This window comes from Flammeovirga aprica JL-4 (assembly GCF_012844305.1).
GTDB classification, from domain to species: domain Bacteria; phylum Bacteroidota; class Bacteroidia; order Cytophagales; family Flammeovirgaceae; genus Flammeovirga; species Flammeovirga aprica.
On record NZ_JABANE010000168.1, the window covers coordinates 1 to 12,005 of the forward strand.

Below are 12,005 nucleotides of genomic sequence, written 5' to 3' on the forward strand. Positions count from 1 at the left end.
AAAATCACTAAAAATATGGCTTTTTGATATCGTTAGAGGGGTTTGGGTGAAATTAACTGTCAAACTCAAGAGCTGTTTCTCCTTTTTTTGTTTTACTTACAGAAGTAAGAAATTGGATTGAAATGGTATGAAAAACCTTAAAAAAGTAAAGGAGAATTGAAAAGTTACCAACATTATTTTGTGGATCTTCCCAATTCTCCTTTGAATTATAACTAGAATGTAAGCAGTTATACAATTAAAATCGGAAGTTTTAGACTTTCTTTTTATGACTACTCTGTGTTAGAATTTCATCACGTAGCTATGTTATGCTCTTCAATTCTGACTTGATTAGTCAAAAAAATAATAATCTAACTTTTCCCAATTTTAAATGTATGACTGCTTAAGTTTTTATTAATTCCTAATCCTTACATTACGAGGTCTGTTTGTACCTTTTTGCCCCTTTCTTTCACTAGCTCTTTCCGCTCTTTTAAAACGTACTTCTTCAGAATCTTCCTGAGCTGATTTACTTACACTCAGAATAATTCCAACGGTCATACCTGTGAAAAGTAATGATGTACCACCCATACTCACTAGTGGAAGTGGCAAACCTGTTAGTGGTAACAAACCGACGACAACACCCATATGTACAAAAGCCTGGAGAATAAGACTAAAGGTGAGCCCGGCTGCTAAAAGTCCGCCAAATGCTTTCTGACTATTGGCGACAATGGTTATACCCCGGTACAGCAGTGTCAGATATAAACCAATAATAACCAAAGCACCGATCAAGCCATATTCTTCAACAATAATGGCAAAAACGAAATCGGAGTAAGAGTGAGGTAAGAAGTTTCTTTGTGTACTGTCACCAATTCCCTTGCCCCAGAAACCACCTGTTGAGATAGCGATATAAGATTGTTCTGCTTGGTAAGGAAGTTCGGATTCACTCATAAAAGAGGATAAACGACTGACAGCAGTGCCACCTCTTTGACCAAATTGATAAACGAATAAACCTGCCATGGCTCCAATCACAATCAACATCAAAAGGTATTTGATAGGTACTCTACCAATAAACAATTGAAGCATGATGGTTAGGAAAAGGAGGGAGGCTGTTGAAATATCTGAAACACCGATTAACCCGCAGATAATTCCTGTCCATATCAAAAGCGGAACAATGGCTTTGTTGAATTCACCAATATCTCTTTGACGTTTCCAAAGCATGGCCGCCATATTGGTAATCAAAGCCAATCTTGCTAAATCTGAAGGTTGAAAAGTGAAGTTGATCAAAGGAATATTGATCCATCTTGAAGCACTGTTGATTTCAGACCCAAATAACCAAGTGAAAATCAGAAGTGGAATAGATAATAGAAGGGCATATCTTGAAAGCCTTGAATAATACACATAATCAATTCTATGGCAGATAAATGCACCTATTAACCCAATAAAAACTAGAGTGGAATGACGAAGCAGGTAATGTTCATTATCTCCTCCTGCTTGCATATAAGCAAGTGATCCCGTAGCACTATAAACGACAAGTACTGAGAACATGGATAATGTAATCATCACTGCCCATATCACGCTATCTCCTTCAAGTTTCTTTAAGATTTTTTCCATCCTCTTATTTCTTTATAATTCTTTTACTTCCTGAATAAATTCAATTCCTCTTGCCATGTAGTTTTTGAATAAATCAAAACTTGCACAAGCAGGAGACAGAAGTATAATATCTTGATCAGAAGCATGTTTTTTGGCCAATTGAATGGCATTTTTCATGCTTTGTGTTTCTTCTACAGGAATGATTTCAGAAAAATCATTTTTCAATTTCTTATTATCCACTCCCAAACAAACCAATGCCTTTACATTTTCTTTTACAATATCAATCAAAGGTCCATAATCGTTTCCTTTGTCTGTTCCACCAGCAATCCAAACGATAGGTTTTTTGAAGCTTTGCAAGGCAAATAATGCGGCTTCTACGTTTGTTGCTTTTGAATCATTGACATAAGTAATGCCGTCAATCACTGCCACCTCTTGTAAACGGTGAGGTTCTCCCACGAATGAAGGCAATGCTTTTTGAATTGCTTCAGCTGAAATTCCTGCGTGAAGAGCACTCAATATTGCAGCACTCATATTCCAGGCATTGTGAGGTCCTTTTAAAGGTAAATTCTTGAAAGTATAAGTAGCTCCATTCAATGGAATGACTAAACTTTCTCCATCCAAGAACTCATTAGTAAATGGAACGGTCCGAGGAATGATGGTTTTTGAAGTGAAAGCCTCACGAGTCACTTTATCATCCTCTCCGTAAATGAAAATATCCTCCTCAGTTAAATTTTCAATGATTCTGAATTTTGAATCAGCATATTTCTTAATACTGTATTCATAGCGATCTAGATGATCAGGTGTAATATTCAAAATCAGTGAAATGTTGGGATGGAAGGTTTCAATATCATCCAATTGGAAACTACTAATTTCCAACACATACCAATCATATTCCTTTTCTAAAACCTCTTTTGCGAAGCTAATACCAATATTTCCAGCTAATCCAGCATTGATACCCGATTGCGTCAGTAAATGATGGATCAACTTTGTAGTCGTAGTTTTACCATTCGTACCAGTAATCGCAATTATTTTTGCATCTGTATACAAAGAGGCAAATTCTATTTCAGAGTAAATCTTACTGCCGTTTTGTTTCAGCTGTTGAATGATCGGTACAGTATCAGGAATACCCGGCGATTTCACTACAATAGAAGCATCCTTTGGAGCTAAATCATGATTGCCTTCTTCAAAAGGAATCTGTTCCGCTGTCAATACATCTTTTTGTTCCTGAGGAATCATCCCATAGTCAGAAACAAAAACATCATAACCTTTCGCTTTAGCCAATCGAGCGGCTCCAATTCCACTTTCTCCTGCTCCTAATACTAATAATGTAGCCATACAAATTATCTGATTTTAAGCGTAAGAATTGTAGTGATTGCAAAAAGGATACTGATAATCCAGAAACGTGTTACAATTTTCGGTTCAGGAATATCTTTCTTCTGATAATGATGATGTAATGGAGCCATTAAAAAGACCCTTCGACCTTCTCCATATTTCTTTTTGGTGTATTTGAAATAGAAAACTTGAATAATTACAGACAGGTTTTCAATTAAGAAAACACCACATAACAATGGAATCATCAATTCTTTTCTCAATACAATCGCTAATGATGCAATGACACCACCTAAAGCTAAACTACCTGTATCACCCATGAAAACTTGAGCAGGGAAGGTATTGTACCATAAGAAACCGACACATGCACCCACTAATGCCGTGGCAAAAATGGAAATCTCACCAGAGTTAGGAATGTACATGATGTTCAAGTAATTAGAGAAAATGATGTTACCAGATAGGTAGGCAAATATGGCGAGGGCCGTGGCAATAATCGCTGAGGTTCCGGCGGCTAAACCATCCAAGCCATCAGTGATGTTAGCACCGTTTGAAACGGCTGTAATGATAAAAATGACCAACAATACATAAGCGATATGTGAAATGGATTCGCTATGTAATAGTTGAGAATAATTTAATGTATTGTGTTTTAAGAAAGGAACTGTAGTTTCCAATGACTGTACATCTTGGTAATCAACTCCTTCTTGTAGTTTTACGATAGGTTTAGATTTATCAAGATTCTCAGAGAATTGACGCACTTTTACATCAGAATTACTCACTAATGTAATACCGACAATCAAGCCTAATCCTACTTGACCAATAATCTTGAACTTACCACTTAAACCGTCTTTATTTTTCTTTACTCTTTTTAAATAATCATCTAAAAAGCCAATAGCACCCGTCCATAAAATAGTGGTTAAAAGCAACTGAATGTAGACGTTGGTTAAATCTGCAACCAATAAAACAGGGAATACTACAGCACCAATAATGATGATACCGCCCATTGTTGGCGTTCCTTGCTTTTCCATTTGTCCCGCTAATCCAAGATTACGGACAATCTCTCCCATCTGTAATTTTTGTAATTTTTGGATGATCGGTTTACCGAAAATACCAATATATGCCATCGATAAGATTGTCGCTATCATTGCTCTGAAAGTAATGTACCTAAAGAGACCGGCGCCCATCATATCGTATTTATCATGTAGAAATTCGAATAAGTGATATAACATGTTCTATTTTTTTTACCGCACTAATTATTTTTTTAAAGCGAGGAACAATTCCTCTTTGTCGTCAAAGTGATGTCTCACACCATTGACTTCCTGATAAGTTTCATGCCCTTTTCCGGCCACCAAAATGATGTCTCTTGGTTCGGCCATCTCAACGGCTTTTGCAATAGCTTCTTTTCTATCCACAATAACAGATGTTCTTTTGGCTTGAGTAGGAGAGATGCCTTCCTCCATCTGTTCTAGTATTTCTTCAGGATCTTCCGTTCTTGGATTATCAGAAGTAAGAAACACTAAGTCACTTAACATTGCAGCAGTTTTTGCCATGACTGGGCGCTTTGCCGCATCACGGTCGCCACCACAACCCACAACAGTAATGATTCTTTCTCCTTCTTCTCTGATATCACGAATGGTCTCCAATACATTTTCTAAAGCATCGGGTGTATGAGCGTAATCAATAATGCCTCTGATATTATTTTTAGAAACAATTTGCTCAAAGCGGCCTCTTGCTGGTCGTAATTCAGACAATGCTTGCAACGTTGTCATTTCATCTTCACCCAAACATGAAGCTGTAGCAAAGGCTGAAAGTACATTGTAAGCATTAAAAGAACCAATTAATTGGAACCACGCTTCTTGACCATTAACTTCCATCTGAATTCCTTCAAATGTATTATCAATCAGCTTGCCTTTATAATTGGCCATAGTGTGCAATGCGTATGTGTAATGTTTTCCTTTGCAGTTCTGCAACATTACATTACCTCTTTTGTCATCAATATTCACCAAAGCAAAAGCACTTTTTGGAAGTGTATCAAACAGCCTTTTCTTGGCATTGATATACTCTTTCATAGTGCCATGATAGTCTAGGTGATCATGACTGATATTACTGAAAATTGCTCCTGTAAGGTCTATACCATTCAGTCTGCCTTGCACAATAGCATGTGAACTTGCCTCCATAAAACAGTAAGAACAGTTTTTCTTCACCATTTCATGCAGTAAGTACTGTAAAGTGACTGGGTCAGGAGTGGTCAGCTTTGTAGGAATAACTTCCTCATTAATTTTATTTTCAATAGTAGTTAAAGCCCCTGTGTTGTAGCCTAGCTTCATAAATAAGTTTTGAAGCAAAGTCACCACAGTGGTCTTGCCATTAGTACCAGTAATGGCCACTACTTTAATTTTCTCTGATGGGTTATCATAGTAATTGGAGGCCAATAAGCCTACACTCTGCGCAGTACTATTTACTTTGATATAGTTGATTCCTTCTTGTAATTCCTCCGGAATGTCTTCGATTAATACAGTTTTGGCTCCAAGGTCAATTGCTTTGGGGATAAATTGATGGGCATTCATCACGTTGCCTTTAATGGCCACGAAGAGATTTCCATCTTGCAATTTTCTTGAATCCAGCTCAATACCTGTTACCTCTTGGTTTAAATCGCCTTGCACAAGGTCGTATTCTATCCCTTTTAGTAATTCCGATATTTTTTTAATTCTCTTCAATTTAAGTTTGATTTATTGTAGTTTGAGATAGACGTTCGTTCTACTATTTATTCTTCCTCCCGGTGTGATCGATTGTTGTACCACACGGCCATTTCCAGAAGAATGTACTGTTGCACCTTCCGTTTCTATAAGATACATGGCATCTCTCAATGTCATACCTCTTACATCAGGCATTCTTCCTTTTTTCACCGTAGCGTTGACCCAAGCAATAGTATCACCCTGAACTTTTGTTTTTACCCACTGGGATGTGTTTTCTGATACTTGTTGAATATCAAAAGCATCTGACAGCAGTAATAAATCGTTATAATTTCCTGCTTTTATATAAGGAAAAGCCTTTACATTTTCGTTGTCTACAAAATGAATATCTCTTTCAGTCGTTCTTGCATAAACCACTTCGGCGATGTCTAAGAAAACAGGAGCACAAACATCACCACCGTATCTTTTCGCACCTTTTGGTTCGTCAATCGCAACAATCATTGAATATCTTGGAGCATCGGCAGGGAAATAACCTACAAATGAAGTGAAGTAGTTTTTTGTATAAGCACCCGCTTTTACTTTTTGAGTCGTACCTGTTTTACCAGCAATTTCAAATTCTGTAGTATTGATTTTTCTTGCAGTACCACTTTCTACCACCTTTTTCAGCATTCCTTGCATTGCTTTCAATGATCTTTCAGAACTGATTTTCTTGTTGATCGTTCTTACGCCATATTCAGCCACTACATCATTACCTCTCAATACACGTTTTACAATTCTTGGTGCTACCATTTTACCATCATTGGCAATAGCGTTATAGAATGTAAGCATTTGAAGGGGAGAAGTTTCAACCTCATATCCAATAGAAATCCAAGGAAGAGAACAGCCGGACCAATTGGGGTCGCCAGGACGGTTGATATTTGGTTTTCCTTCACCTTCCATTTGGAAACCAATAGTAGAAGTTAAGTTAAAACGGTCCAAGTAATGCATAAAGCGATCTGGATCTTCTCTGAAATACTTGAAAACCAATTTGGAAATACCAATGTTAGATGATTTTTCAATCACCTCTTCTACTGACAGCATACCGAAACCATTATAGTGAGCATCGGTCATGATACATTCATCATAGAACATATATTTACCATCACCGGTATTGACAGAGTCCTCTAAATTAAGATCAAATTCCTCTAACAATGCCAACATGGAAGCACTTTTGAAAGTAGAACCGGGTTCCATTACACCTTGAATGGCATAGTTGAAATCTTCTACATATTCACCTTTAGAGTTTTTACCAAGGTTGACGATGGCTTTGATTTCTCCCGTTTTCACTTCCATCAATAATACAGTACCGAAGTTGGCCTCATTATCTATCAATGCTTTTTCAAGCACTTTATGAGCATGTTCTTCAATATCCATGCTGATGGTGGTTTGAATATCCAAACCATTTTCAGCTCTGACTTGTGCACCATCATCAAGCGGTTTCCATTGGTTGCCCGATACTCTCTGGAACAATGCCTCACCATCAGTTCCAGCTAAATCCTTATTAAAACTAAATTCCAGACCTCTACCAGTAAACTGAGCATTCTCATCTTTACTGATAAATCCAATGGTTCTTCTACCTAAGTCTTCAAAAGGCTTGAAACGCTTTTCATACTTAGTGAAAATTAAACCACCCGTATGTCTCCCCTGACGGAAAATAGGCCAGTTGTCAATATGTTTCTTGTCTTGATGCTTCACCAATTTATGGCTTAGGATCAAGTATCTTCTCTTCTTTCTTCTAGCGTTTCTTAACAAGCTGTCATATTCAGCTGCACTCTTTTCTTTGAAATACCTTGAAAGTAAGTAGCTCAAAGAGTCAATACCGTTATTGAAAATGCTATCGTTAGAGACGCAAGGGTCAAAAGCAAGTTTATAGAAAGGAATAGAGGTAGCCATGAGACTCCCATCATCAGCAAGAATATTACCTCTTGTTGCATCCACTCGTCTTACTTTTACTCTGTTCGCTTTACCAGCTTTAGCCCATTTGTCTTTTTCAACAAACTGCAAATCTGAAATACGCACAAGAATTGCAGCGGCCATGACCACAATCAATAAAAATGCAAACCTTACACGTAGTAATATGGAATTTCTAATTCCCATTTATATAAAAAATTAATGATCTTCTAAATTAGATACTGAAATCACAATCGGGGCCGTTTCCATCGGCACCAATCCTAGCGGAGCTACCCTTTCTTCAATTTTGGAACGCTTACTTTCATTGATAAAATCATATTTAAGCGTACTGTATTCCACTCTCAGTTTTTCAACAGACTTCTCCAGCTTGTTGATTCTTAGGTGTGACTTTTCAGCTTGAAACCCATTGGCGATATAAAGAATTCCCAAGAACGTTACGAAAAGAATTTTCTGAATATACCGGCTATTCTCATCATCATTTGTACTGGAAATAAATTTTAATTTAGACAGCTTTTTTACCCATTTTGAATTGGAAACTTTAGGAGCATGCTGGGGCTTATTTTCAGGAATTTCTTTATAAGTATTTGCTCTCATGGAATAATAAAAAATGTATGTAGTATCTAAAGTTTCAAATTTGCTAAAAATCTATTGCTTTATGATAACCAAAGTGAGAAAAATAGGAAAAAAGCACCAAAAAAAAGGCTTTGTTTTAAAAATAACCCTAAAATGTGTTCCTGAGTAAAAAAAGACTACAAAATAGAGAAAGATGATTTACCTAAAAGCTCACCATCACAGTATAAATTAACACTGTAATTACCTTTGTTGAGAAGATTTTCTGACTCATAAACTAACTCGACATTCTGCAGGTCATTCTGGTAGTTTAGTGTCTTTTTAGAAGTATAAAATCTATTCTCATCAGAGCCTTTCAATCTGAAAAACTTAATCTGATTATCGGGATTATAAATTGTAGCTCCTTCCTCATCAATCAGGCAGAGGAAGATGTCTTTGTCTTGTTCTTTTATAAGGTTATTAGGCGAAAGCTTGAAACGAATAGCCACCTGAGAAGTACTTTTTCTTTTAAACGAAACACCTTCTTTTAATTTGTTCGATCTGTTGCCTCCCCAAATAGTGATATTATAAGCTCTTAAAGCTTTGGCGTCATCAATAAGTTGTTCAAGTTCACCTTGATGTTCCTGCAGAGAGTCAATCTGCGTTGTTAAAGTCGTTTTCTGCTGAACTAAGTATTGATTTTCTGAGCTCAAAGAGTCGTTCACATCTTTAAGTGATGTAATTTGTAAATCCCTCCTCTTTAAAATCCCTTCATAAACACTAACCTTGCTTTTAATCTGATTGTATCGGTTTTCTTCAATCAATTGTATGGATCTAAGTTCCTTTTTTTCCTTCTCCAGGGAGTTTTTAATACGCGTAAGTGAGTCAATGTCCTCATTCATAAGATCAAGGATTTGAATCTGCTTATTCAATTCTGTAGAAATAGAATCCAATTTTGTGTAGGTCAAAACAAGCTCAACGTTCTTACTTTGAACCCTATCCTGAAGATGTGAAGTATTATCAGACCTTAAGTAAAGTTGTAGAAGATTAAGCATCAAAAGTGTGATTACTAATCCGATAAGTATTTTTCTTCGTTTGCCCACCTTATTTAAAAAAATCTTTTCAGTCATTTTGCATTTGTAAAATCAACCACAAAATAATACATCTAAAGTATTTTTTAAAAATGAAAAAGGATAACTTTTGAATAATAAGTACAAAGTCAAAAATAAATGATAGTTAATTCTAATTTATATTTTGTGAGTACAACGCTAAAAAACGTATTAATAGTGGTTCTATTGAAAGTTTTTTGAAGGAAGTAATCGCAAAATAATAAATGGAATTAGTATTAGATAATTTTGAATTTGTACTTATTCTATAATTCCCAGCCGAAACCGAATGAATATTGGTAATCGACTTCCTTTCCAGCTTCAGCAGGCTGACTATCGTAGTTCATATTATAACCTGCTTTTAGATAAAAGTCATAAGGTAAATCATATTTGATATTTGCCCCAACGTCAGCACGCCAACGGTCTTCTCCACTCAATGCTCGTGAACCTCTGGCGTTGGTATTGAATGAGAGATCCCCTGTATCAAATAAATTCACTTCAGTACCCAAATACCATTCAGCACTGTTCGTAGAAGGTTTTGTGAAAGGATCACCATTTTCATCAGTTGTTTGATTAAATGATTCACTCAAGAACGAAGCACCAGTAGAGAAACCCCAATAAGCAGCATTGGTATGAATTATATATTTACCAATACCCAGTGAAGTTGTAGTACGGAGGTTGATAGATTGTTCTGTATTGGTTAAATATCTGAAGTCCACGGTGCCATAAAAGCCATAAGGTAAGTAATAATTACCGGTCAGAGTTCCATCATTTCTTTCAATCGCTGCAACATTGTCTTGTGTTGAACGAAGACTATTCATACTCAGTGAAAGTGCCCATCTTTTTGTGTTATACCCCATAAAAGCAGAACCGTTCAGCTGGGATAAGTTATTGGCCTTTGCATAACTGTAACCTACATCTATACTCGCAGATAGTTTACTTAAAAAAGACTTTTCAACAGATTTTAAGTAAACAATATCATTCGGCTCAACATCAAGTGTGCCTATTTCATCTGAAATAATTTGGTAAGAAGAAGGGTCCGTAGAGACAATTTTACCACTAATTCTTCTACCATCGGAGAGTGTAACCATGAAGTCTGTATTGCACACTATGCTTTGAATGCCTTCCCATTCTATTTTGAAATTTGAATCAGAATAATCTGTTTCGATCTCTACAACGCCTCTGTTCATGTTTTTGATTTCACCAACAATAACATCTCCATTGATCATGACCAAGGAGTCCATCTGTGCAAATGAAATGAAGGGCGTAAAAAAGAAGAATAATAGTATGAAATTTCTCATTTTATAGTTTTGAGTTAATATTAATTTGCGATTGAAGAGTGACTACTATTTGTTTATCTAAAGTAGTTTATAAAATTTAAAAACATTTTTTCTGAAATAAAATAGAAATGTAAACTAATTGAAGTATTGAGAATAAGTTATCTATCTAAAAATTAAGATCGGCTTTTAATAAATCATTTTATGTACTACTCTATTTCTACTAACTTCGTGTAAACTTTATCAAAAAGATTGTTCAGAAGATTATGCAGTTAGAGACTTCCGTTATCATATTACTCATTATTGTATTTTTTATAGGTTTACTGATAGGTGCTTGTTTTGTCTATTTCTATTATCGTCAGAAATATGCCAATGAAGAAGCACGATTTAGATTAGAGGTGAAAGAGCGTCTGAAACTTAACCAAAGTCAAGAACAATTAAAGACAGAAGTGGAACAATTGAAGAATATCAATAATCAGCTTTCTGTTGAAATCAATACTTCAAAAGTAAGGGTAGAGGAAAAGTCGAATAAACTGACAGAAGTCCAAAACCAATTAAACAGTCTTCGTACTAATTATGAATTAATTGTCAGTACTGAAGCAAAAAACAAAGGGACATTAGAGGTTGTTCAGCAAGGAAAATTAGAATTAGAAAACCTTAATCTGACACTGAATGAAGAGAATATTTCTTTAAAAGAGGAGATTGTAGCATTGACTGAAAAACTAACTTTCTTGGAAGAAAAATTAGGACAGCAAAATCACGAGGTGCAACAATTGAATCAGCATTTTAAAAAGGAATTTGAAAACCTTGCTCAACGCATTTTTGAGGAAAATACCAATAAATTCACCCAACAGAATAGAAGTAACCTTGATTTGGTGCTTAATCCTTTTAAAGATCAGATTGAAAACTTCAGAAAGAAAATTGAAGACAGTTATGGCAAAGAATCCAATGAACGTTCTTCTTTAAGAACCGAATTGAAAATGTTGAGAGAACTGAATCATCAAATTTCTCAGGATGCTCAAAACTTAACAAAAGCACTAAAAGGAGATACAAAAACGCAGGGTGACTGGGGTGAGATGATTTTGGATTCTGTATTAAGAAAATCAGGATTGAGAGAAGGACATGAATACTTAGTACAACCGACTTACAGAACTGAAGAAGGTGATTTGCAAAAGCCTGATGTGATAATCAATTATCCCGAAGGAAAGCAAATCATAGTTGACTCAAAAGTATCTTTAAATGCTTATGAACGTTTTATTAATGCTGAAGATAAGATAGAACAGCAACACGAAATTCAATTGCATATTCGTGCTCTGAAAAGTCATATTGATGAGCTGGCAAAGCGTAACTATCAACAATTAGAGGGGATTCAAACATTGGATTATGTCATGATGTTTATCCCAATTGAACCTGCATTTTTAGTGGCATTACAGGAAGATGATGCCCTTTGGGATTACGCTTATCATAAAAAAGTAGTGATCGTTGGTCCAACTACTCTGATGGCGACACTTAAAGTAATAGAGGAATTGTGGCGTAAT

Annotated in this window: 9 protein-coding genes; 1 reads left to right on the forward strand and 8 read right to left on the reverse strand. The window is 35.8% G+C overall.

Features of this window, described 5'->3' with window-relative positions:
• Positions 1-390: 390 nt before the first annotated feature.
• From HHU12_RS31335 to HHU12_RS31370, 8 genes are all read right to left on the reverse strand, one after another.
• Positions 391-1,587 (reverse strand): FtsW/RodA/SpoVE family cell cycle protein, encoded by a 1,197-nt coding sequence (locus HHU12_RS31335; protein WP_169660686.1) that lies wholly within the window; start codon positions 1,585-1,587, stop codon positions 391-393.
• Positions 1,588-1,599: 12 nt separating this feature from the next.
• Entirely contained in the window at positions 1,600-2,901 is a 1,302-nt protein-coding gene (gene murD / locus HHU12_RS31340; protein WP_169660687.1) for a UDP-N-acetylmuramoyl-L-alanine--D-glutamate ligase, read from the reverse strand.
• Between the two features lie 5 nt (positions 2,902-2,906).
• The gene (mraY, locus tag HHU12_RS31345; RefSeq protein WP_044202678.1) at positions 2,907-4,121 is read right to left on the reverse strand and encodes a phospho-N-acetylmuramoyl-pentapeptide-transferase; all 1,215 of its coding nucleotides are present in this window, start codon (positions 4,119-4,121) and stop codon (positions 2,907-2,909) included.
• 24 nt (positions 4,122-4,145) lie between these two features.
• Positions 4,146-5,609, reverse strand: coding sequence for a UDP-N-acetylmuramoyl-L-alanyl-D-glutamate--2,6-diaminopimelate ligase (locus tag HHU12_RS31350; RefSeq protein ID WP_205960045.1), 1,464 nt, complete (start codon positions 5,607-5,609; stop codon positions 4,146-4,148).
• A gap of 12 nt (positions 5,610-5,621) precedes the next feature.
• The gene (locus HHU12_RS31355) at positions 5,622-7,721 is read right to left on the reverse strand and encodes a penicillin-binding protein (protein ID WP_169660688.1); all 2,100 of its coding nucleotides are present in this window, start codon (positions 7,719-7,721) and stop codon (positions 5,622-5,624) included.
• A gap of 12 nt (positions 7,722-7,733) precedes the next feature.
• Entirely contained in the window at positions 7,734-8,129 is a 396-nt protein-coding gene (locus HHU12_RS31360; RefSeq protein WP_169660689.1) for an FtsL-like putative cell division protein, read from the reverse strand.
• 155 nt (positions 8,130-8,284) lie between these two features.
• A complete protein-coding gene (locus HHU12_RS31365; RefSeq protein WP_169660690.1) occupies positions 8,285-9,139 on the reverse strand; it encodes a hypothetical protein in 855 nt (284 codons plus the stop codon).
• Between the two features lie 317 nt (positions 9,140-9,456).
• Positions 9,457-10,491 carry a DUF481 domain-containing protein gene (locus HHU12_RS31370; RefSeq protein WP_169660691.1) on the reverse strand — a complete coding sequence of 345 codons (1,035 nt, stop codon included), beginning with the start codon at positions 10,489-10,491 and terminating at the stop codon, positions 9,457-9,459.
• Between the two features lie 242 nt (positions 10,492-10,733).
• Here HHU12_RS31370 and rmuC point away from each other — a divergent pair.
• The coding region (gene rmuC, locus HHU12_RS31375; protein WP_169660692.1) for a DNA recombination protein RmuC at positions 10,734-12,005 on the forward strand (1,272 nt) is incomplete at its 3' end.

Excerpts from the sequence above, each read along its gene's own strand:
- HHU12_RS31360 (WP_169660689.1), bottom strand. The coding sequence starts at position 8,129 with ATGAGAGCAAATACTTATAAAGAAATTCCTGAAAATAAGCCCCAGCAT.
- HHU12_RS31335 (WP_169660686.1), bottom strand. The coding sequence starts at position 1,587 with ATGGAAAAAATCTTAAAGAAACTTGAAGGAGATAGCGTGATATGGGCA.
- HHU12_RS31370 (WP_169660691.1), bottom strand. The coding sequence starts at position 10,491 with ATGAGAAATTTCATACTATTATTCTTCTTTTTTACGCCCTTCATTTCA.
- mraY (WP_044202678.1), bottom strand. The coding sequence starts at position 4,121 with ATGTTATATCACTTATTCGAATTTCTACATGATAAATACGATATGATG.
- HHU12_RS31355 (WP_169660688.1), bottom strand. The coding sequence starts at position 7,721 with ATGGGAATTAGAAATTCCATATTACTACGTGTAAGGTTTGCATTTTTA.
- murD (WP_169660687.1), bottom strand. The coding sequence starts at position 2,901 with ATGGCTACATTATTAGTATTAGGAGCAGGAGAAAGTGGAATTGGAGCC.
- HHU12_RS31365 (WP_169660690.1), bottom strand. The coding sequence starts at position 9,139 with ATGCTTAATCTTCTACAACTTTACTTAAGGTCTGATAATACTTCACAT.